This is a genomic window from Paenibacillus sp. N22P23 (assembly GCF_059383735.1).
Window position 1 is genome coordinate 902,257 of sequence record NZ_JBXENT010000002.1, and the last position, 20,852, is coordinate 923,108.

Below are 20,852 nucleotides of genomic sequence, written 5' to 3' on the forward strand. Positions count from 1 at the left end.
TCAGCTATTGATATTTTCGGGTATATGGTTAATTCGACGCGATTTACATAACCTTAACAATCATTTATCGAAACTTCCCTACCGTTCGGACGTTTAACCCTTTCGGAGGTGAAAATCATGAAAAACAAAATCGCAAAATACCTGCCTATCCTTGCTGTCGCCCTCTCCCTTACAATTATTGGAACGGCGTGCAGCAACAACAACAATTCCGGTGAGAACGCTTCGGCAACGAATTCCGCAGCCGCTGGTAACAACTCCGCGTCAACGGATTCGGCTGCCGCAAACAATGGCTCATCAGCAGGCGAAACGGTTACGACGGAAGAAGCGCCTGCTGTAATGTCCGGTATATTCAACGGAGTTAATGACGACAAGACCATTGAAATCGAAACCGGTGTCGGGGCGGTCTCCTATAAGGTCAGCAGTGAGATTGCCGATACGGTATCCAAGTGGGACAAAGGTACGAATGTGAAGTTTGAGTACAAGGAAGACACCATCACCAAAATCGATAAAGAGTAAGCATGTTATGAACCATCAAAAAGGGACCGTGGAGCGCTTCTCCACGGTCCCCAGTTTATTAGCTCTCGGAGTGGCACGAGAGCAAATTTCGCAATGAGCGCATGCTTGGTCGCATATTCCAACTCTAACGGTTGTGACAGTGGTTATTTGGTATACATTTAACCTTTTTAAATTTTAACGGTTGCCAGCGAGCTTATTTGGTCGTTTTCCACTGGGAATCGACCCATTTGCTGCAAATAACGACTGTCACAACCGTTAGACTTTCAAAAAAGTTTATTTTCATCAAATAGCCACGCTGACAACCGTTAAAGTTTTGTTCATGAACCATAATGCTCTTCAACCTACTTTGGCACCATGTGATAGCGAAAACAATACCGTTTGCTCCCGATCCATTCTCAATCCTGTAATGGTGAGTGATTTGAAATCCACGCCTTCCATCTTGGCCCCTCTTACATCCGCGCCTTGCAGCTTCGCTTTGGCCAGTATCGCCATTGTTAGGTCCGAATCTCTTAAGTCGGCCTTTTCTAAATTGGCTCCTGACAGGTCGGCTTCATAGAATTTAACCCCGCGTAAATCCTGTCTTACTAATGTGACGTGTCTCAAATTCGTATAGGACCAGTCCCCTTTGATAATAGAGATCCCATCCATAGTGGCGCCCGAGAAATCCGAACCTGTCATTTTGCAGGATTCGAATTTCGATACAAACAGGTTAGCTCCGTTAAAGCTGCAATTCTCAAACGCAGTTTCATTATGAATGGATCCATTTAACAAGGCTCCGCGAAAATCACACTCCATAAACCGGCAGTTACTCGATATAATCTCATTCAATGATCCATTGGCAAACGAGCATCGATCAAACGTACAACTTATTAGCTCACCATACCTTAAATCTTGTGAGCCAAATTTCACTCCTGCATATTGCTGATTACTATACTGGAACATGAGGTGCCTCCGTAAACTACGTATTGTCTCTCATCGTAAAATCACCTTTTTACTATAGCATACGGAAGTCAAGTCCCTGTCTGTTCCCTCTTATTAGTCAAGCCTATTATTTTTTCTTCATCTGTAACGGACAGCAGTAAGCACGGCCTCTGCATCCGATGACCGCCCATACACGATCCAATGCTCAGAAATGAGTGGATTAATCTGCGGCCCTTCTCCCGATACTACGGTTTCGGTGTCCTTGTCCAGATCTCCTAGGTAAATGTCCGAGTTGTGGGATTCAGCTCCGACATCATGCGTGGAGGAACCGTTTCGTTCATCCATCCAGGCGACAAAATGACCGTAAATGACGGGGGTCCTTTGAGCCGCATCCAAATGGGTCACTTGGGTTGTTACTCCTGTACCAATGTCATGGACGAAAACATCTCCTGCGTAGGAATCGTTAAAAACCTCCCAAGTTACAAGGCTGCCCGATACTTGCGGACGTCCTTCCTTGTAGTCTTCTGCAGCAATGGGAATGGTTTTGCCGGTTTCGATCCGATATAGATAGATGTCCGTGTTATTCTCCGGCACATTCTCTCCTGCTCGCAGCACCCTTTTCGTCACACGATGCCCATTCTCCCAAACAACGTTCCCGGCATCAATATCCGGATTCGTGTGGCCGCCGCTCTCTGATGTAATCGTCTTCTGCTCACCTGTCTCCATATTGTACAAGACAAGCTGCCAATGAGAGGGGTACTCTTTGATCGCGTCGCTGGCATTATCCATCCAAACGATGTAGTTCTCCCATATCTTCGGGTTGATCTGCGCCGATGGGTCCTTTGTCAGTTGACGCTCCTCTCCAGTGGACAGATCATAGAGAAAGATATCGGCATTAGAAGCATCGTAGCTGCCCAATTCCCCGAGGGGCGTTTTCTCGTTCCGCAGGTCCGACCACACCACGAAGTTACCCGAAATATCGAAGCCCGCATCATCTTTAATCGAGATCGAGGCCAGTTGTTTATTCGCGGCTAGGTCGGTTACCGTCAATCCGCTCCTGTCTCTTGTGACCACCCTGTCCCCGTCAAGGGCACCTTGCCAGCCTGCTAATTCCCGCTTCTCCAATGGTTGAAATGAATCACCTTTGGCTAAGCCTTTGACTAAATCGCCGGGCTTCGGACTTGCCGCCCCGCATCCGGTTATAACCAATAGCAGCAGTACTAGCACGGAGCTAATAGCCATGTTATATCTATTGCTCATCCTCATAATACAGGTCCCCTCGCAGCATCTTTTGCCATATTAGACGATGATGACCGCTGCAAGGTTACATCGTAATAGAGGTCCAGCCTTTCCCCGCACGAATCGCTTCAATTATACGTTGATCGCGATATCCCTCTCGGAATGTGGGATAGGCTTGATGAGTCTCACCCTTGATATCGGCAACAAAGTCCCGGAAAAATACATTCCATTTATTCTGTTCACCATTCCCCGTATCCGGATATCCTTCCATGAATCGTTCCGGCAGCGGTTTGGAAATCGTTCCCTCAGGGCCAACGATGCTTACATCATAACCAAAGAAACCTATTGCATCTATCGTTCCTCTCTCGCCGTAGATTCGAAAATACGGAGGTGTAGGAGAGAATGGCACCATGCAGTCTAACTGAATAACGCAAGGAAAGCGATCTCCTGATGGAGAACGATATTCCATGATGACATTAAAGGCTGTTTCTGCATCGACCGATTTCCATTCGGCAGCAGCAACTTCCTCCGTACTCGGAATCATAAAGGATTGCCGATGATCATGAAACTCGCCAAGAACAGGGGCCTTCTCTCTACCGAGTCGCGCTTCTCCCATTACGCGGATGGGATCACTGCCGAACACCTTTGTCAGAATCCCAAGAAGATGCGAGAATCCATTGTTCAATGCTCCGCCGCCAAGTGAGAGATCACATGACCAATTCCAAGGCGTATTCGGATGAAATAAGGGAACAAAGGCACTCATTTCTACCGCCTTTATACGTCCGATAGCATCCGTACGAACAAGCTCTTGAATCCAAGAGGTAGAAGGATCATAGGCTTGAGTTGCTGCGTAAGCATGCTTAATACCGGTGCCTTCAAACGCATCCAGGATGCGTTTGGCTTCAGCTGTAGATATTGCGAGGGGCTTCTCACACACAATGTGTGCTCCTTGAGCGATAGCCTCAAGAACAACATCCTCTCGCAGCGAAGCAGGTGTCGCAAGCGAAATGATATCAGGCTTCAATTCACGTAATGCAGCTCGCCAATCCGTGGAGGCCACGGGAACATGGAGCCTCTCTGCAACCTCTTTTACGACAGCGGCATTTCTAGCACAGATTGCGACTACTTCAACGCCTGCACTTCTCAATCCTACGGTATGACCTTCCCCAGCCCAACCGGCTCCAATCACAACTGCCCGCAGCGTCATCCCTATCCACCTCCACATAAGCTCACACCGCTTCCAATATATGCAAGTGAAAAAGGACTATGTATGAACTGCACTAGCTGGATTTCAAGTAAAATATGATCCCTGCTCGGTCGACATCAGAGAATTGTAGAGGGTCATCCTTCATTAGCTCTCTCAATTGATCTACTGCAATCCATCTTGGGTTCTTTGTTTCGTCACCGGCTAGCAATAATTCCCCCTGTACTTTGCAGCGGAAGTACGCTCCAACTGAATCAAAAGGGCCTTTAATGGTCTGGTATACCGCGAACGGTTGTATGCATTCCACTTCAAAGTTCGGATCGATACCCACAGTATCAATCCTCGTTTGCTCGCCTTCAATTTCCACTACATCCAATCCGGTCTCTTCTTTTACTTCTCTAATAAGGGCTTGTACGAATGATTCATACGGCTCGATTCTCCCTCCGGGAAGCTCGATCCGCTCAGGTCCGCCGGGTTTACTCCTTGTCTGAACTACGATTTCGATTACTCCATTTAAAGTTCGTTCTATGATTGCACGAGAATTTACGAAAAACATGCGATTCTCAGCTCCCTACTTTACCTTGAGATTCATTATCTGTCGAACAGCTAGCTAGTAGGATCGGTACAAGTATCCCGTATAGCCACATATTCTCGATCTAAAATGCTCATTAACACATCGCTCTCGAATTGGCCATCGATCAATGCGCCTTCGCGCTCAATACCTTCTTGCCTAAATCCACACTTCTCATAACACGCTATGGCTCTGTGATTATAGGCTAGAACTTTCAGATCTACTCGGTGCAGTTTTAATTCCTCGAAGGCATATTGAAGTACTAATTGAGTGATTTCAGTGCCAAGCCCCTTCCCCCAAACCGAGCTATTAAATAACCCGACCGCATACCGCGCACTGCAATTATCTTCGTCGACGCTAAGTCTCGCCTGCCCTACACATCGGCCTTGATATTCCACGCACCATTCGAGTTTATTTGCTTTTATCCGTTCGACAAACTGCACGGCTTCTTCCATTGTGAGAGGCTGAATATCTCTGGTATCTCCGCCATACATCCTAATAAGCTCCTTGTTTCTTCCGCACTGGAAGCGGTCGATACTATCCGTCTCAATCGGCTGCCTCAGCTTCACCTTGAACCCCTGGATTAAAGGTGCGCCATTCATATTGAACCACGTCCTATTACACTCATAACGATTGATCCCTCCATTTATTTGATTGATTACGTTTAACGAAGCATTGCTATACAGCAAATGCCATATAGTTTAGGTAAGGACGCCACATGAATTACAAAGGAGTGCACCTGCTGTGAAAAAACACATTGCTGCAAGCTTGTTGTGCGCACTGTTGTTGTCTACGTCCGCCTGCACCTCGGATTCATCTACGGAAAAGGATCCGCCAAGTGCGAACACAGCATCAAGCACAACTCCCAACACCACCAACGAACCTACGACAAGTCCTTCTGACAACACGACAGACACGCCTTCCGTTACGCCTGATAATGATCCGTCATCTACACCTGCCAATGAGCCAACGACCAGTCCCTCCAATGATCCATCTACCACGCCTACAGATGATCCATCAACGACTCCATCAGACGATCCTTCTACCACGCCTACGCCAGATCCAGATCCGACCCCGACCTTCCAATCGCCCTATGTCTTTGAGTATCCCGATGCAGTGCGAGGTATCTATGTTACGGGATGGTCAGCCGGCGGCGAGCGCATGAAGTCATTGCTGAAGCTTGTAGATGACACCGATCTGAATGCCATGGTTATCGATATTAAAGACGACGATGGTTATATCACCTTCAAACCTGAAGGGGAATTAAACGCAAACGGGCAAGCCTATATGCGAGATCCTGATGCCATTGTCAAAACCTTGCACGATCACAACATCTATCCGATCGCGCGTATTGTAGCCTTCAAAGACACTGTCCTCGCTAAGAAACATCCAGAGCTCTCTTACGAGCTGGACGGCAAAGTGTGGCGCAACGGGAATGGCGATGGTTTTATCAATCCGTTCTTAAAATCAAACTGGCAATATAACGTGGATGTGGCTATTCTAGCTGCTAAGCTTGGGTTTCAGGAAATTCAATTCGACTATGTGCGATTTCCTGAAGGATTTGAGAAGAAAGATAAGGTCCTTTCCTACTCTATGGGGGAGTACAAAGATAAGAAGCCAACCAAATTCATTGAGGAAGAGAAAGCTTATGCAGAAGAAAAGGCTGCTTATGAGGCGGGTCTCCCACCGCTGCAGAGTGCTTATGATACAGCTACTACGACTTATAACGGTGACAAAACCGATGACAACAAGAAAGCGCTCGATGCCGCCCAAAAGGCGCTTAGCGATTATAAGAAAACCTTGCCGAAATCGCCGGACTTCAGCGAGAAAGCACGTTTTACCCAGCTGCGCGTCGATGCCATTACGGACTTTGTTCATTTTGCGAAGGAGCAGTTAAAGCCATATGGGGTTAAAGTGTCGGTCGATATCTTCGGCTATTCCGCGACGCTGCCCGAAGCTCCCGGTATTGGGCAGAACTTTAGCCGCATATCGGAGAATGTCGACGTCATCTCCTCGATGATTTATCCGAGCCACTGGAGTGATGGCTATTTCGGCATTAAGCATCCGGATATCGAGCCGTACCGACTTGTCCAGGAGTATGCCAAACGCGAGAAGGAGAAGCTTAGTGCGCTCGAATCCCCTCCGATCTCACGGCCGTGGATACAAGACTTTACTGCCTCTTGGCTGGCAAAAGGAAGCTATGTCCATTACGGCAAAGAGCAGGTGGATGCGCAAATTCAAGCATTACACGACTCAGGCATTCATGAATACCTCCTGTGGAATGCCGGTAATAAATATACCGCTGGCGTTAACTATACCCCTTAGTTGGCAAAGCCCCGTTCGAATTCGAGCGGGGTTATTCTTTTGGGAGAGCATAGCTCTTTAGAGATGCTTCGTGCAGTTGAAGAGAGTGCACTCCCACTCATCAGTGTGATTAGCGATGATAGTCAAGGAAGTATTATCGATGTATGTAGATGCAAATCGCTGTGGCATTAGTCGCTGCAGAGATAACCCGATCAACGCTCCGTGGCTAACGATTAATATTCTCTTATCCCTGTACTTAGCTGCAACTTCTTCGATGAACGCTGCTCCCCGCTTCGCCACGTCATCGAACGCTTCGATGCCTAGTTCAAGTGAGCTCCAATTGTCGCCCCATTTTGCAACCCGTTCTTCTTCTGTGGTTCCTTCGATCTGACCGCAATTAATCTCTCTAATTCGTTCTTCCGTTATTAAGCTGTTGATCCCTAACGAGCTGCGTATTGCCTCTGCGGTTTGCTTCGCTCTGGTTAGTGTGCTGGAGATGATGATGTCCCAACTTTCACCCGAAAGCCTGCGCTTGGTTTAGTCCGGCTTCGTTAAGCGGAATATCGGATATTCCCTGAGCCTTCCCAAGCACGTTCCAATCCGTTACTCCATGTCTGATAAGCCCGATTGTAGTCATGTTTATCCCCCTCCTTGTCCAATATGAAAAACAGTGATCTCCGGCGAACAAGCTACACGTATGGGAAGCTTCACCGTTCCTAATCCTCGGTTAATGAAGAAATTCCTACGCCCGTCTACTCGTTTGAGACCAATATGATAATCTTTGTAAGCTCCAACTGTACGATTCAGGAATCTGATCTGACCGCCATGAGTATGCCCGACTAGCAAAAGATCGTAAGGAAGCTGTTGTTCTTGGATTAACTTTATGATGCTTGGTGAATGTGCGAGCAAGATTATGCAGGGGCTGCTCATCAGCTCCTCCATGCTCATGGTCATACGTTCGTTGCCATAAATGGAGTTATCGAATCCGTAGATGAGATATTGCTGATCCTTCATAGCTACTGTGGTACCCCGATTGGATAGCACAGCTATGTTCCGATTCTGAAGGGCTTGGATAATTAGCTCATACTCTTGGTCCGTGTAGGGTCTTTTACGGAATCCTTCCATACATTCACGCTCGTAATTGCCTGGAACAAAGAATAGCTGAGGACATTCTATCCTCTGAATCTCCTTTAGTACTGCAGCTAATTGTCTCTGCCTTGAAACTAAGTCTCCGGTAATAAAGACGATATCCGGCTTCATACGATTCACTTTCTGACTCAATGAGCCATTGATGAATCGGGTCCGTCCATGAAGGTCAGACAAATGAACAAAGGTAAGCTTTGATTCCGAATGACTGCCAATTTGTTGATGGGAGTACTTCACCCAATAAGTCTGAATGATAATAATGAGGCAAATCAGTACAACTGCTAATCCTGCTACGATCATTATGAAGTACCCTTTCTGCAACTATAAAAGAAATGTCACTCTAATCCTCTCAGCAACTTCCTCTGGACTCAAGTTTGTATTGTTGATTTTCATATAATTCTTATGTTCAATCTCTCCGTCCAATGAGTTCAATCGATGCTGTTCCATTGCGATTCTCATTCTCTGCTCGGATTGTTCCACGTTTCGTTTGGAAGGCTTGTGCTCCAGTCGATGAGGCGTCTTATTACGCTCAATTCTCTCTTCCATATCAGCCTCAAGTTCAACTAAGTAAACTTCTCCGCCTTCTCTCTCAAAAATTCCGCCGACATTCTTCACATAATCCCAATCCGCTTGCTGATCAAAAGCCCATACATGCGTGAAGATCAATCCATACGCGTCACTCTTGGCGACTGTTTCGAATATCTTCTGACGAAATAGATTAGTCAGTTCCCACATCTCTGGCGTAAATCCCAGTAACGGAACGAGCAACTCGATCGTCATATGGTTATGAAATAGCTTCAACTCCGTGATCTTCTCTAACTCCTGTCCAACGGTCATTTTCCCCACTGCCATCGGCCCGAATACTAGAACCAGCTTCATTATGTTTCACTCCTATTCACTTCTAAACTCTGACACCTCTGTTTAATACATGCTTAATTCCACCATTACCTTCTAATGCTCTAAGTTCAGGTACTACAAATTCAGGAACGATCTTGTGGTGATCCAGCTCGCCCATGTCTACCCATTTATTTAGGAAACCGTCCTCACAGCCTCGGAATTCACCTTCAAATTGATAGATCGAATGGTCTGCTGGAAACTTCACAAGAAAGAACATTCCGATTTCGTGAACTCGTTGTTCGGGAAATTGAATAAAGTTCTCAACAATCCATATCAGCTGCTTATCCGCTATTGTTACTCCAAATTCTTCTACCATTTCGCGCTCTATTGTTCGTTCAGCACTTTCTCCGAATTCAACTCGTCCACCCGGTATAAACCATAGATGGTTATCTTCAGCACGCTGCATGAGAACCTTATTATTATGAATCACCACACAAGCAGCCCTATATTGAAATTTATCTGTACCGACTTCGTAAGTAATCATCATTCCGAGCTTGTTATTCATAACCCATCCTCCTCGATCAACCAACCTTCAATCTCAGCTTGTTGCTCCGCATAACGCCTTAAGGAGTTAATCGTTCCAATCACTTGCTCCGTCCCCATCTGCTGCTCTTGCTCATCCGTACACTCCAGCCATAATGACCGTTTGAAGTTATATTCCAGCCAGCCAAGCACTCCTGCAAAACCATGATCTAACACGACTTTCCAATTCGCCTCAAGGATCCCGCCCATCTTCTTATATCCCCTTAAGAATGCCAGGAACTTATCGCGATCCAGAGTTCCATCTTCATCCGCGGACCAATAGATAGCTGTCTCGATTACATTTTGCATAGGGTTTATCGGTCCCGAGGCTTCCCAATCTATAAGAATTGGTGCGTCTCCATTCCATAACACATTCTTGGCATCTAAGTCGCAATGGCTAATAACTGTGCTTGCTGCCAGCCACTGCGCAGCATGGTTCGCTTTCGCGTTCCAGTCGTAGAGCTGCTTCACGGTTTCCTTCGCCAAACTAACCCACTCCGACTGATTGATCACGCCTAGCTCTACGTAGTAATTCCAATCCGTCTCTCGCACACCGCCGACGATCCCATTCCCTTCGAGGCCTATTGAAGCGAAGTCCGTCCTATGAATATCTGCGAGAATCTCACCTATTCGTACACAATGAGCTATTCTAATTTCATGCGGCTTCAGACTTCTTCCCTCTACCCAGTCGAATACGAGGTAGTATTGATCATCTACTTGTTGCACTGAATTACCGTTAAATAGCTTGGCCGGAAGTGCAGGTACCTTATTGGCTGCGATCGCAGCAATCATTTCGGAATGGATCATATTTTGCATCGCGGTAGGTCGCAGCATGATTTGCGGGTTTAAAGCTTTAATGGCATACTTCCCCGTTGTTGTTTCAAGTGCATACATTCGATGTAACAGCCCGCCTGCCACCGATACCGGCGGGCCGATCAACTCTCCCAGTTGCAATAGCATGCACAGTTTCTCGAATTGCCAATTGAGTGTTACATCTGTCACGATAGGACCCTCCAAAGTCGGCTGATTTGCTTCGAATAGCCTACAATTCGCATGGTAGTCCATGCAGATACATCGCTTTGCAATCCGTATGTTTCTTTAATGTTTCCATCGTTTTCGGGTTCGGAGCTATATAGATGGTTGAATAATTCACTTCGTCATATTCTGTCCGTATGGCAAAAGCCAACCTCTCCTCATCTAAAGCAAATTCAGCATGGATTCCGGCCTTATTACCTCGAGCATCTAAGCGAATCCATCTCTCTATGGAAGTTAAATAGACAGCGTTTAAGGCATGAATGCAGTACCCCGTATCTGGCGTATCGCCTAAAGTAAGACGCTGATAACAAAATCCAGTCGGAACTCTCTTGCTCCTTAGCAGCGCGCAAAGTAAATTGGACTTCGCATAACATATGCCTTCTTGGTAAAGAAGCACTTCCGAGGCTTTGCATGTAATGCGTGAGCTTAGAATATCCCATGAATGCGAGATTTCATCTCTGACAAATGCATAAGCCCTTCTCACAAAGTCCTCTTCACTTGATGATGCGGAGAATAGTTCGGAAGCTTTCTCTTGAATAGCGTGATGATTAAAATCCACTTCATCTGTTTCCAATACATATTCTTCTATGTCGTTCGACTCGGGAATCATGTTCATCTAAGGTCACCGCCTTGTTTATACCAACTAGGTACGGCACTTTCAAAATTGTTGTGATCGTCCAGCAAAATACGAATACGGTCCATCATCGAATCGAGCTGCTCCGGCACGACCTTGAGCGTCCATGTTATCGTTCCAAATATAGTCATAGCCGAATACAGCGCATAGAGGTTCCAGAAATCATCCGGAATCTTCCCGCCGAAATACCCATCGATTTGCCCAATCGAGAACGGAATGCTGATCTCACGGCTAAAGTAAGCGATTTTCAAAAAATCATGATACGGGTCTCCCCAGTCGTAACGATTGAAATCGATCGCCGCAACATACGCCCCATTATGGACGAGCAGATTGGCAGGATGAAAGTCGTCATGCTGAAACCGGTTCGGACGTCCATCAAGCAGCGGTAATTTCTTTTCGATAAAAGCAATTACTGCCTCCTCCTCAGGAAGCTTGACCCCACAGCGGAAATATTCTGCCATATGGCGTTTATGCTTCGCAGCCCTATGAGTGGACCACGCTTCCATGTCCGCCGGTGCTTCCACTTCGTGCATCATAAGCAGTTCCCGCCCAGCTTCTACGCCTACGTTGTACTGTTGGTCATCCGTCATCAGGGGCAGCCCTTCGAGCGCATCTTCTCCCTCGACATACCGCAAAACCATATAGCACACATCAAGAGATTCTATCGAACCGAATGCAACGGGCTCAGAAGTTCGGACGCCTAGACTATGTATTAGGCCTACTGCTTCAAACTCGCGGCGTTTGTGTTCGGTCTGATTGAAAGTCGCAGTACGAAGGACATAAGCCGGCTTGTCGTCACGGTGCTCGTAAACGAGATATTTCCCGTCATAAGAGAAGCCTTTATGAATCTGAGAAACCGCCGTCGCTTTCTGCAGTTGCGGAATATATGATAGAACCTCGGTAATTTGCATCGGGACGCTCCTCTCGTGAAATGTTCATCTGCCATTAGCAATTCGCCTATTAGCTAGCAAAAGCAGCTGATCTTAGCGATCGCTGCCTTTTCATTGCTTTACAATTATTAGATTATCGTGCATTTGTTCCCATGTAAACGAATAGTTTCTGATCTCAAAATAATCGCCTTGCTGTAACAAATCGATCCTTCCATTGTCCATCAAAGGCTTCGATATGGACGCCAAGCTTGTCCGAATAGGTGTGAAGAATGTTGCCATCCCCGGCATAAATGCCTACGTGTCCGATATCGAGTCCGCGTGCGCTAAAGAACATTAAGTCTCCTTTTCGCAAATCTTCCACTTTAATTTCTTTCCCTTCCTTCGCTTGGTCGTAAGAGAGACGTGGCAGTTCTACGGAGAGCACCTGGTCAAACACATGCTTGACGAAAGAAGAGCAATCAAAGGTGTTTGTTTGGTTAGGAGACGCACCAAATTCATAATGCGTGCCGAAGTATGTGGAACCGAAAGCGATAATTTCATCTGCCTGCATCATGGTCAAGCTCGGGCTCGAATAGTTGGTGTATTTCGGTTTAGCTGAAATAAATCCGATCGTCTTGTCATCCGTCTGAACCTCCAGCCAATTCGCATCGATTTCACGAATGACATGAATCCGCTGGCCTTTTGGCAGCATCCGGACAACAGGCGTTTCCTCGGCTGAATTCGGTACTGTCCGAAGATTTACGCCGTATGTAATCTCTGTTTCATAGGTATTGGCAGAGGATATCGTGATCGTATGCGAGTAGGCATGCCACTTAACGACATTGCCCAGCATTTCGCTAATGAACCGCAGCGGTACCATGGAAGAGCCATTGATTATTTTACCGGGTACGGGAAGCGTCAGCTTGTCGTGATTCTTATAGGCAAACGGGTCACCCATTTGATAGGTGATGAGATTACTATCTTTCGTTGCTGTTACTGTATGTCTAAGCTCGTCCCAGCTAACTTTAGCTCCTTGTGCCTCGAATATCGGACGTAAAGGAACATAGCTGACCCCATTCTCGATCACAGGCTGAACAGGAAATAGCAGCGGTTTTCCATCCAGCAACAAGCCAGGCGATTGTTCTTCTGCAGCATACACGCTATTAGCTTGAATCATCGTCGCCATCAGTACAATTAACGACATGATCGTCATACTTTTCATGGTATTATTTCCCAATTCAATGACATCCTTTCCTTCTGATGTAATTACTAGACGCGGAAAGGGGGTGATTTGTTCTGGTCTGGACTGGTTTATGAACTTATTCTAATGAAAAAAGGGACTGCATTAGAACTATCTTCCGACCTGTAACGGTTGTGACAGTGGTTATATAGCCTAAAAAGCCCGTTTTTATTTGCTTACGGTTGCCACAGAGCTTATTTGGACATTTTCCGAGAGATATCAACCATTATGTAGCGAATAACGATGCTCACAACCGTTAGAATTCTAGAAGTCGTTCATTTCATGGAATAGGCACGCTGACAACCGTTAGCCATTATCCTCAACTATATGTAAATGAAAGGGAAGTATCATTTAGAGGGACAATTTCGTCCGCGATTCTGGCAACATACTTCTCGTTACTGACAGGTAGTAGGATTGACGCTCCGGCATGCTGAAGTATCTTTAAATATCTATGGTTATATTCACTCAATATGTGATCAATACCGTAGGGTTCTAACCATGGTGCACAATATAATTTTTTCTGAAATGCAAAACCTATCGCCAAAGAGGCTCTCCATCGTTCACCACTATTAAATTCAAGCGGTCTATTCATCCGGCCTGAAGACTCATCGATTCCAGTTAGTTCAAATAGATCCGCAATATCCGTAAGGGACAAGGGATTCGAGCTCCGTGCAATCCCTTCTCGAATTTGATCCGCTACTGTTCTTATCTTTCTTAGTTTCCAAGTTAACTTTGATGATGGGAATGACTTATATTTTTTATATGGAATTTCTGAGACACCTTCACCGATATAACAAGAAATGTGTTTAAGTTGTTCATTATTGGCCGGTATCCCGTCAATTGTAATTTGAGAATGATATTCCTTTATCCTGACTTGAGAAAACAACGGGTCTCTTCCTGTGAGCAGATGGCTTAGTAACCACCCTCCCGAACCAATTGACCCGACTAATCCGTATATTTTGCCAGACTCAATAAGCAGGTTGAAATTTCTGATACGGTCAATCATTGAATAGCTATGGAAAAGCGTTGGAGTCGCGCCATAGTTTAAATTCTCAATAAGTAACTTCAAGAGTTTCCACTCCCCTCATGGGACAACTCCTCGAAATATTCCACAACAACCTCACGGAACTCCTGAGCCGCTCGAGATATGTAACGGCTTTTGTTCCATAACAATGCGATCTCCCGTACCAAGTCATGATTCTCTATTTGGAGATAGTGGATATGTTCCCGCGAATGTCTTGCCGTGCTTGGGATGAAAGCTAACCCGATTTCGGCTTCTACAAGATCACTTAGCCTTGCGGGTTCATCGCCCTCATACACATACTTAGGTGCAAATCCGGCCAATTGGCATAAAGCGTCCACGAAATCGCGAACACCGTAGCCTTTCATTACACCGACAAACCATTCATCTCTTAGTTCTGTCAAGGATATGCTGCTTCGGTTTGCCAGCCTATGCCCCTTTGGAACTGCTAAAAGGATTGGATCAATGAAGACGGTCTGGTTCTCAATGTCATCCTCCTGTATAGGAGGCGATGTTAAGCCAAAATCCACCTCTCCTCTGTGAAGAAGCGTAACCATCTTCTGTTCGCTAACCATCTGCACATGAAAATGGATATGAGGCCGTTTCTTCCGAAACTCTCGCAGAATACTAGGCAATGTACTTGCGGTAGTCACCGCCAACTCAAGAGTGCCATGCTCGGGGCTGGACAAATCCCTAATCTCCTGTCTCCCCTGTTCCAATTCAAACAAAGCCCGCTCCGCTCGGCGAAGGAATCTGCTTCCGAATTCATTCAATCTCAGCTTTCTCCCTGTTCGGTTAAAAAGCGGGGCGCCTAGATCCTCCTCCAGACGTTGGATCGTTTTGCTTAGCGACGATTGCGTAACATGCAGACTTCGTGCAGCTTCAGTCACATGCTCCTGCCTTGCTACCTCGAGAAAATATTGCAATTGAAGAAGTTCCATAGTGTCCCCCGATCATTCCATGGTTCATAAATTCTTAGCTATCGTGTCTCGAGGGAGCTTAACAACTGGGTCAATTTCACTAAGTGATTTTGTTGGTCTAATCGATTTAACGCATCATTGACCACTTCTTGCGAGAAGTTCTTCACAATGATTTGATGTTCAATCAAGAAACCATTCCCGTCCATATTCCGATTTATGTAATCAAGCAATCCAGCCTTTGTACAAAGAGAACACCATCTCTTGTCGCCATCACTAAAGGTGACTGTAATCTCAATGTGCTCCAAAGAATTTTCACTTGAATCATCAACTGTATCGTCGAATTTCCATTCACCCATTACAGGTACGCTGCTCCCAACAGGGACGAAATAATACTTTCTAAACCACCTTGCTCGGTTATTATCACCAACGAGCCTGATCTGTTCCTTTGCTTCGTCCTCCGCTATTACTTCATAATGCTTGCCGCGTGTCAGAGCGTCTACATATAAGCCCACATCATTGCATACTACAATCTTATTTTTGTTATCCGTCATCTTCGTACCCTCGTTAAACACTTTATTATTTTTTTATCAAAAACGATTCTTATAACCCTCATGCTAGTTATCGTGTCCCGGTAGCTTAACGTAACAAACGAACACGTAAACACTCTGCCTCATGGGTAAATCCTAATTGAAGAAGTTCATTCGAATGGTGCTCAACTATGATTCTGTTAGTAGAGGCTGTATGTTGCAAGTTCCGAATAGAAGCGAGCAATGCTTCTTTCTCTTGCGGAATTGTAGTGGGTAGAGCCAATATACCTAGAGAATCCTCGGTTAAAGTTGTTACTTGTAAGTTCCGTTCAAACCGAATCTCTTGCAGGTATTGAACAGGGTTCGGTATAGGAGCCAGGTTAAACTTCTCATGAACTTCATTCAGCACCTTCAGTTTATCTCGTTTCCATCGATGATGATCAAACCATTCTGAATTCAGATCTCTGGCTTCTTCCTTACGAACACTCTCAAGATATGCCTCTTCACTCGAATATTCATTCAGTACTATCAGTTCATCGAAGAAGTGTAACGAGAAAAAGTCATGCAGATTTCGAGCAACAAGCCGTATACGATCTGAATCCATTGGTGAAACTCGGATAACTGGTGCTTCATCCAAGTCTTGGACAAGACCAAAATCAGTTAACAACGCGTAATGTATACCGTCCCCTCCAGTACGTGCAAAAGGAAAAGAATCCACTGGAGTGCAAAAATACCCTTCCTTCTCATTAAAATCAATACCGAGGAAAAGCCCTGTTGGAGTCTCTAAATACTCTACTTCTCGGGAAAACTCTCGTTCCCAACGCATTATTCGTTGTAACAGGGTAGGGGCTCGATACTCCTTCATTAACTTACCTCACATTTAGATTATTTTCACCTCAATGAATTCAAGGTTCCCATCGCGTTATCCTGCCACTTACTGCAACGAAAAAGCTGCCGATCGTGCCGGCAGCCTGGTATCGTTATACTATCGTTTACCGAACGGATAATTTCCTTGTCAATCGGCAGCTTTATTATTCGATAGGGGGTTAAACGATTTGTGTTTAACGATTTCACCGGATTTCAAATCAACCTGGTACATGGTAGACGGATCATAAGAGAAATCATCTGCGGCGTGCATAACTTTAAATGAATCCCTCATTTTATGAGCCACGGCTTCTAACGCTTGCTTTTCACGTCTCAATCGATTCTTCCGAAACTAATTTGTCGTATGTAATAAATTGATGCACATGCACGAGCTATCCGTCATTCACCAATATGAAAACGTATCTTCTTCCTCTACGGAAACCAGCATAACATCACCCTAACCCTAGTAATGGATTACCCATCTTGCGTTACGTCTACTGTAAATGTGATACTTGTGGTGTTTTTTCTCGAAACTACGCCTCGAAAACCTCTAAAATCCTCCACCCCAGAATCGCTAACGATTTGGGTAATTTTAACCTCAGATACCGACCACTTCCATACTTCATTATCATAAACAATCGTTCTGATTAAGGCTACTTCAAAGTCGATTACTGTTGAATACTGAATAGTGAAATATTTTTTTGGAACGGAATAAACCTCACGAGGCTCGCTACTCGCGTCGTTAAACAACGCTTCCATTGTAGCGAAACGTCATTTAGAAACATACAATGCTAGTATTCTATGAACAACAAAATCGAGGTGATAGTGATGCCCTTAATAAAGCAGCAAAGCAATGTGGCCTTACAATCATACGGGAAGATTCCATTGTCATTCGTTCCAAACAGAGGACAGATCGCCGATAACCGGATTGCTTATCAGTCGCAGATGCAGGGGTGCCGCTTTGCGTTTGGAGCAGGTACTGCGTGGATGACGTATTGGAAACTGCAAAACAATGACGTAGGTCAACAGAGCAGTGCGGAAGGCGTCACCCTCGCTTGGACTTTCCAAGGTACTCAGTCAGCTATCATGCCTGAGGGACAACAGCCCGGGCAGGGAACCTTTAATCGACTCAGCGGAAATGACCCGTCAAGTAATCACATAGCTCTCCCGCTGTACAAGCGTGTGGTTTACCGAGAGGTATGGGCTGGCATCGACGTTATCTTCTACGGACAAGGCCTACAACTGAAATATGATGTACATTTGAGCCCGGGGTCGCGCATCGAGGACGTTCGACTTCGCTGCGAAGGTGCCGATGAACTGCAGCTCGACATGGATGGAAATCTGTTAATTGCCACTCCTTCCGGTACGCTTATGGACCTGAAACCAGTCGCATACCAAGAGATAGGCGGCAGCACTCGGAGCTTGGCATGTCGCTTCAGCCTTCAACCAGATATAGATGGAAGTTATACTGTCGGCTTTCATCTGGAGGAAGACTACGACGCCGCATTGCCGCTTGTCATCGATCCCATCCTTACTTTCTCAACTTTTCTCGGGGGAAGCGGCATAGACTCAACGGCGAGCGATATTGCGCTAGACTCTTCACAATGCGCGTATATTACGGGCTACTCCAGTTCGGCCAATTTCCCGATCACTCCCGGTGCGTTCAGCAACACCTTAACCGGTGTGAGCGATGTGATTGTAACCAAGATCAACCCGGAAGGAACGGAGATCCTCTACTCTACCTATATCGGAGGAAGGCGATCCGATAATGTTGGCAAGAGCATCGTTGTTGACTCGGCAGGTCATGCCTATGTGACCGGCCACACCATAACACTCATCACCGATACTTTGGATTTCCCCACCACTCCTGGTGCCTTTCAAACATTGCCATTAACGAATTACAGTGCATTCGTCACTAAGCTCAATCCGACTGGAACAGCGCTCGTTTACTCCACATACTTAGGTGGCAGCAACGGTTCATTCGCAAACAGCATCGATATTGATGATTCTGGCAACGCCTACGTGACCGGCACGACAAGATCGGCTGATTTTCCAGTTACGCCCGGTGTGTACCAGCCTACCCTTGCAGGTTTCGGGAACGTATTCGTATCCAAGCTCAATCCCGCTGGCACGGCGCTCGTGTATTCGACTTTTCTTGGTGGTCTGTACGAAGATACCGGGACTGGAATTGCGATTGATTCGGCTGGAAACGCCTATGTGGCGGGGCGCACAACCTCATTGAACTTTCCTATTACGCCCGGCGCTTTCCAAACCATGCAGCTCGGCTATACAAACGGGTTTGTAGCCAAACTGAATGCAGTCGGTTCGGAGCTCATCTACTCCACCTATTTTGGCGGAAACATCACGGATCAGCCGGAAGACATCGTTATTGATGACGCCGGCAATGCCTACCTGACCGGGCAAACCTCCTCCCCTGATTTTCCTGTTACGCCCGGAGCTTATAACACCAATTTTGTACCAACGAATATGGCGTTTATCACTAAAATGAATCCAACCGGCAGCGCGCTCGTCTATTCCACTTTCCTAGGAGGACTCATCGACGGCACAGATTGGGGCATCGACATCGCGTTGGATGCTTTTGGCCAAGTTGCTGTTATCGGTGTGACCACTTCCCCGGACTTTCCAGTTACCCCGGATGCGATTCAGTCCGTATACGGTGGTACGAATGATGCGTTCATCACCGTCTTGAACCCTGAAGGCTCGTCTCTCGTATTCTCAACCTATCTCGGCGGTTCCGGCATAGACGGCGGCTCAGGTATCGCAGTGGATCCTGCTGGCGATCTCTATCTCTTAGGACAAACATGGGCGTCTGATTTTCCCGTTACGCGCCAAGTGTTTCAGCCTTTTTTCGGCGGCCGTGCTGATCTATTCATCGCGAAAATTCAATTCTCCGCTGTATTTTCAACCGGTCTCCTGCACAATGTCGCTTCAGCTTCTCGTGCAGTATCCGCTGTTATGATTCTAATTAGCAACGATAGTCTGATTAACTCGGCATCGATTCACATTACGGCCTTTTTCTTGAGCGGAACAAGACGAATAGCCTTCGCGTCTGAGCTGTTATTCTTACCGCCTGAAAGGACGTTAACCAGAAGGTACAACGTGGAGTCGTACCAAAGCTTTGAAATCCAGTATGAGCTAACCGGTCCGGGGAGCGGCGATATGGTCGTAAATGTCTTCCCGGTGGATGAGCACGGTAATCTTCATGCCGACTTGCGGGTGTTACGGGCAGAAGCGACGCCGATCTTCATGCTCACTCCAACGGACTGACATTTCTTGAGAAAGAGGTTATAGGTATGCCTACTTTTAGCAGCGGGCCAATCCTCAATTCAGGGATAAACCCATCCACCGCTTTGAAAATCATGATTAGCAACGATGACCCTTCTACGGCTGCGACGATCGAGCTGGAGGTTTTCCTTGTAAGCTTGAGTGCAGCTCCGACGCCTAAAATCCCGTATGTCCATCAGCTATTCTCGCTCTTTCCACTCGACGTTATGACGAGAACCGTTGATATTAGCGGAGTTTCCGCATATGAAACGCAACTGAGAGTGACAAGTTCGAACATCGTCATCAACATATTTGCTACCGATGCAGTCGGTAACTTGAACGCTGCCCAGCGGTTGGTGCAAGCGGAGCAATCCATCATTACGGCGATTACGCCTGTAGATTAACTCATTAGCCTCTTTCATCCCGTTCCTCAAATACACCAAATCCTGAATCAAAAAAACCGCTAAAAATTAGCGGTTTTCATTCGTATTTTCTCCTTCGACACTACACTCTTTGAAGTTTCAACTTGCTTCGGCTGAGCATTTGCATAATTTGCAACCTGCGTAATCATGCTGTTTGTTATATAATACATCTCACCATCAATACCTTTAATCTGCGTCGTCCGAAGACCAAGCTCTTCTACCGTTCCCTCAATTGTATTGATTTTTACTTTATCTCCAACTGAAAATTGATCTTCGAATAAAATGAAGAATCCTGTGACTACATCTTTTACCAATCCCTGTGCACCAAACGCCACAGCAAGTCCAACAACTCCTGCTCCTGCTAGGATACCTTTAATATCAATAAAAATTTCTAAAATGGTAATGAGTGCAATAAAATATACCACATAATAAATTACATTTTCACTCAGCTTTACCAAAGTCTGCTCTCGACCTTTGCGATATGCTCGTGTTTTAACTGTTACGATAAAGAACTTGCGCACGAATGCTTTCCCGATTCGAGTCACGATATTCGCCACTATTAAAATAAGAGAAATCTTTAATATTATTCCTCCAAACTCTAGCAGTACTGCTGTATTCCATAAGTTTTCCTGAAACCAATTCATTTATATATCTCCTTTCACACATACAATATATCATAAACTAAATTGGTTAGTTGAGAAACGGCAGCCTTATA

21 protein-coding genes and 1 pseudogene are annotated in these 20,852 nt (G+C 45.9%); 4 read left to right on the plus strand and 18 right to left on the minus strand.

The genetic code is table 11. The features are described from left to right. Positions 1-117 precede the first annotated feature (117 nt). On the plus strand, positions 118-516 hold the full coding sequence (locus tag AC506A_RS14475; protein WP_495461692.1) for a LytA/YqiH family protein: 399 nt from the start codon (positions 118-120) through the stop codon (positions 514-516). A 336-nt stretch (positions 517-852) separates the two neighbouring features. Here the strand turns inward: AC506A_RS14475 and AC506A_RS14480 are convergent, their stop codons facing one another. The 5 genes from AC506A_RS14480 to AC506A_RS14500 form a co-directional block, all read right to left on the minus strand. Further along, on the minus strand, positions 853-1,458 hold the full coding sequence (locus AC506A_RS14480) for a pentapeptide repeat-containing protein (RefSeq protein WP_495461693.1): 606 nt from the start codon (positions 1,456-1,458) through the stop codon (positions 853-855). A gap of 117 nt (positions 1,459-1,575) precedes the next feature. Then, on the minus strand, positions 1,576-2,703 hold the full coding sequence (locus tag AC506A_RS14485) for a hypothetical protein (protein WP_495461694.1): 1,128 nt from the start codon (positions 2,701-2,703) through the stop codon (positions 1,576-1,578). Positions 2,704-2,761: 58 nt separating this feature from the next. Further along, positions 2,762-3,883 carry a Gfo/Idh/MocA family protein gene (locus tag AC506A_RS14490; protein ID WP_495461695.1) on the minus strand — a complete coding sequence of 374 codons (1,122 nt, stop codon included), beginning with the start codon at positions 3,881-3,883 and terminating at the stop codon, positions 2,762-2,764. 73 nt (positions 3,884-3,956) lie between these two features. Further along, positions 3,957-4,436: an NUDIX hydrolase gene (locus tag AC506A_RS14495; RefSeq protein ID WP_495461696.1), complete on the minus strand. Its 480-nt coding sequence runs from the start codon at positions 4,434-4,436 to the stop codon at positions 3,957-3,959. Positions 4,437-4,486: 50 nt separating this feature from the next. Further along, the gene (locus AC506A_RS14500) at positions 4,487-5,053 is read right to left on the minus strand and encodes a GNAT family N-acetyltransferase (protein WP_495461697.1); all 567 of its coding nucleotides are present in this window, start codon (positions 5,051-5,053) and stop codon (positions 4,487-4,489) included. Between the two features lie 142 nt (positions 5,054-5,195). Between AC506A_RS14500 and AC506A_RS14505 the strand changes: the two genes are divergently transcribed. Beyond that, positions 5,196-6,776, plus strand: a complete 1,581-nt coding sequence (locus AC506A_RS14505; RefSeq protein WP_495461698.1) for a putative glycoside hydrolase — start codon at positions 5,196-5,198, stop codon at positions 6,774-6,776. Between the two features lie 57 nt (positions 6,777-6,833). On the opposite strand, the pseudogene AC506A_RS14510 reads toward AC506A_RS14505, so the two are convergent. The 12 genes and pseudogenes from AC506A_RS14510 to AC506A_RS14565 all read right to left on the minus strand — a co-directional run bounded on the left by AC506A_RS14510 (position 6,834) and on the right by AC506A_RS14565 (position 16,431). Next, positions 6,834-7,392: pseudogene (locus AC506A_RS14510) on the minus strand (histidine phosphatase family protein). Positions 7,393-7,394: 2 nt separating this feature from the next. Then, positions 7,395-8,201, minus strand: coding sequence for a metallophosphoesterase (locus tag AC506A_RS14515; RefSeq protein WP_495461699.1), 807 nt, complete (start codon positions 8,199-8,201; stop codon positions 7,395-7,397). A 21-nt stretch (positions 8,202-8,222) separates the two neighbouring features. Then, positions 8,223-8,780, minus strand: a complete 558-nt coding sequence (locus AC506A_RS14520; RefSeq protein ID WP_495461700.1) for an AAA family ATPase — start codon at positions 8,778-8,780, stop codon at positions 8,223-8,225. Positions 8,781-8,802: 22 nt separating this feature from the next. Next, positions 8,803-9,303 (minus strand): NUDIX hydrolase, encoded by a 501-nt coding sequence (locus AC506A_RS14525; RefSeq protein WP_495461701.1) that lies wholly within the window; start codon positions 9,301-9,303, stop codon positions 8,803-8,805. After that, positions 9,300-10,322: an aminoglycoside phosphotransferase family protein gene (locus AC506A_RS14530; protein ID WP_495461702.1), complete on the minus strand. Its 1,023-nt coding sequence runs from the start codon at positions 10,320-10,322 to the stop codon at positions 9,300-9,302. Before AC506A_RS14530 ends, AC506A_RS14525 begins: the two co-directional genes overlap by 4 nt. Before the next feature lie 40 nt (positions 10,323-10,362). Then, the gene (locus AC506A_RS14535; protein ID WP_495461703.1) at positions 10,363-10,971 is read right to left on the minus strand and encodes a transglutaminase-like domain-containing protein; all 609 of its coding nucleotides are present in this window, start codon (positions 10,969-10,971) and stop codon (positions 10,363-10,365) included. Beyond that, entirely contained in the window at positions 10,968-11,900 is a 933-nt protein-coding gene (locus AC506A_RS14540; protein WP_495461704.1) for a phosphotransferase family protein, read from the minus strand. The genes AC506A_RS14535 and AC506A_RS14540 overlap by 4 nt, the downstream gene beginning before the upstream one ends. A gap of 154 nt (positions 11,901-12,054) precedes the next feature. Then, positions 12,055-13,080: a stalk domain-containing protein gene (locus AC506A_RS14545; RefSeq protein WP_495461705.1), complete on the minus strand. Its 1,026-nt coding sequence runs from the start codon at positions 13,078-13,080 to the stop codon at positions 12,055-12,057. A gap of 337 nt (positions 13,081-13,417) precedes the next feature. Next, positions 13,418-14,167: an ABC transporter ATP-binding protein gene (locus AC506A_RS14550; protein WP_495461706.1), complete on the minus strand. Its 750-nt coding sequence runs from the start codon at positions 14,165-14,167 to the stop codon at positions 13,418-13,420. After that, on the minus strand, positions 14,164-15,060 hold the full coding sequence (locus AC506A_RS14555; RefSeq protein ID WP_495461707.1) for a LysR family transcriptional regulator: 897 nt from the start codon (positions 15,058-15,060) through the stop codon (positions 14,164-14,166). The genes AC506A_RS14550 and AC506A_RS14555 overlap by 4 nt, the downstream gene beginning before the upstream one ends. 38 nt (positions 15,061-15,098) lie before the next feature. Then, positions 15,099-15,590 carry a hypothetical protein gene (locus AC506A_RS14560; RefSeq protein WP_495461708.1) on the minus strand — a complete coding sequence of 164 codons (492 nt, stop codon included), beginning with the start codon at positions 15,588-15,590 and terminating at the stop codon, positions 15,099-15,101. 85 nt (positions 15,591-15,675) lie between these two features. Then, positions 15,676-16,431 (minus strand): hypothetical protein, encoded by a 756-nt coding sequence (locus AC506A_RS14565; protein ID WP_495461709.1) that lies wholly within the window; start codon positions 16,429-16,431, stop codon positions 15,676-15,678. A gap of 854 nt (positions 16,432-17,285) precedes the next feature. Between AC506A_RS14565 and AC506A_RS14570 the strand changes: the two genes are divergently transcribed. Next, positions 17,286-19,718, plus strand: a complete 2,433-nt coding sequence (locus AC506A_RS14570) for a DUF7948 domain-containing protein (protein ID WP_495461710.1) — start codon at positions 17,286-17,288, stop codon at positions 19,716-19,718. Positions 19,719-19,744: 26 nt separating this feature from the next. Beyond that, on the plus strand, positions 19,745-20,119 hold the full coding sequence (locus AC506A_RS14575) for a hypothetical protein (protein WP_495461711.1): 375 nt from the start codon (positions 19,745-19,747) through the stop codon (positions 20,117-20,119). A gap of 59 nt (positions 20,120-20,178) precedes the next feature. Here AC506A_RS14575 and AC506A_RS14580 read toward each other — a convergent pair whose 3' ends face one another. Next, complete coding sequence (locus AC506A_RS14580) at positions 20,179-20,781, minus strand: mechanosensitive ion channel family protein (RefSeq protein ID WP_495461712.1); 603 nt, start codon at positions 20,779-20,781, stop codon at positions 20,179-20,181. Between the last annotated feature and the right edge of the window lie 71 nt (positions 20,782-20,852).

What these genes read in the sequence shown, in the direction of transcription:
- AC506A_RS14475 (WP_495461692.1), top strand. Translation starts at nt 118, where the DNA reads ATGAAAAACAAAATCGCAAAATACCTGCCTATCCTTGCTGTCGCCCTC.
- AC506A_RS14480 (WP_495461693.1), bottom strand. Translation starts at nt 1,458, where the DNA reads ATGTTCCAGTATAGTAATCAGCAATATGCAGGAGTGAAATTTGGCTCA.
- AC506A_RS14485 (WP_495461694.1), bottom strand. Translation starts at nt 2,703, where the DNA reads ATGAGGATGAGCAATAGATATAACATGGCTATTAGCTCCGTGCTAGTA.
- AC506A_RS14490 (WP_495461695.1), bottom strand. Translation starts at nt 3,883, where the DNA reads ATGACGCTGCGGGCAGTTGTGATTGGAGCCGGTTGGGCTGGGGAAGGT.
- AC506A_RS14495 (WP_495461696.1), bottom strand. Translation starts at nt 4,436, where the DNA reads ATGTTTTTCGTAAATTCTCGTGCAATCATAGAACGAACTTTAAATGGA.
- AC506A_RS14500 (WP_495461697.1), bottom strand. Translation starts at nt 5,053, where the DNA reads ATGAATGGCGCACCTTTAATCCAGGGGTTCAAGGTGAAGCTGAGGCAG.
- AC506A_RS14515 (WP_495461699.1), bottom strand. Translation starts at nt 8,201, where the DNA reads ATGATCGTAGCAGGATTAGCAGTTGTACTGATTTGCCTCATTATTATC.
- AC506A_RS14520 (WP_495461700.1), bottom strand. Translation starts at nt 8,780, where the DNA reads ATGAAGCTGGTTCTAGTATTCGGGCCGATGGCAGTGGGGAAAATGACC.
- AC506A_RS14525 (WP_495461701.1), bottom strand. Translation starts at nt 9,303, where the DNA reads ATGAATAACAAGCTCGGAATGATGATTACTTACGAAGTCGGTACAGAT.
- AC506A_RS14535 (WP_495461703.1), bottom strand. Translation starts at nt 10,971, where the DNA reads ATGAACATGATTCCCGAGTCGAACGACATAGAAGAATATGTATTGGAA.
- AC506A_RS14540 (WP_495461704.1), bottom strand. Translation starts at nt 11,900, where the DNA reads ATGCAAATTACCGAGGTTCTATCATATATTCCGCAACTGCAGAAAGCG.
- AC506A_RS14545 (WP_495461705.1), bottom strand. Translation starts at nt 13,080, where the DNA reads ATGAAAAGTATGACGATCATGTCGTTAATTGTACTGATGGCGACGATG.
- AC506A_RS14555 (WP_495461707.1), bottom strand. Translation starts at nt 15,060, where the DNA reads ATGGAACTTCTTCAATTGCAATATTTTCTCGAGGTAGCAAGGCAGGAG.
- AC506A_RS14560 (WP_495461708.1), bottom strand. Translation starts at nt 15,590, where the DNA reads ATGACGGATAACAAAAATAAGATTGTAGTATGCAATGATGTGGGCTTA.
- AC506A_RS14565 (WP_495461709.1), bottom strand. Translation starts at nt 16,431, where the DNA reads ATGAAGGAGTATCGAGCCCCTACCCTGTTACAACGAATAATGCGTTGG.
- AC506A_RS14575 (WP_495461711.1), top strand. Translation starts at nt 19,745, where the DNA reads ATGCCTACTTTTAGCAGCGGGCCAATCCTCAATTCAGGGATAAACCCA.
- AC506A_RS14580 (WP_495461712.1), bottom strand. Translation starts at nt 20,781, where the DNA reads ATGAATTGGTTTCAGGAAAACTTATGGAATACAGCAGTACTGCTAGAG.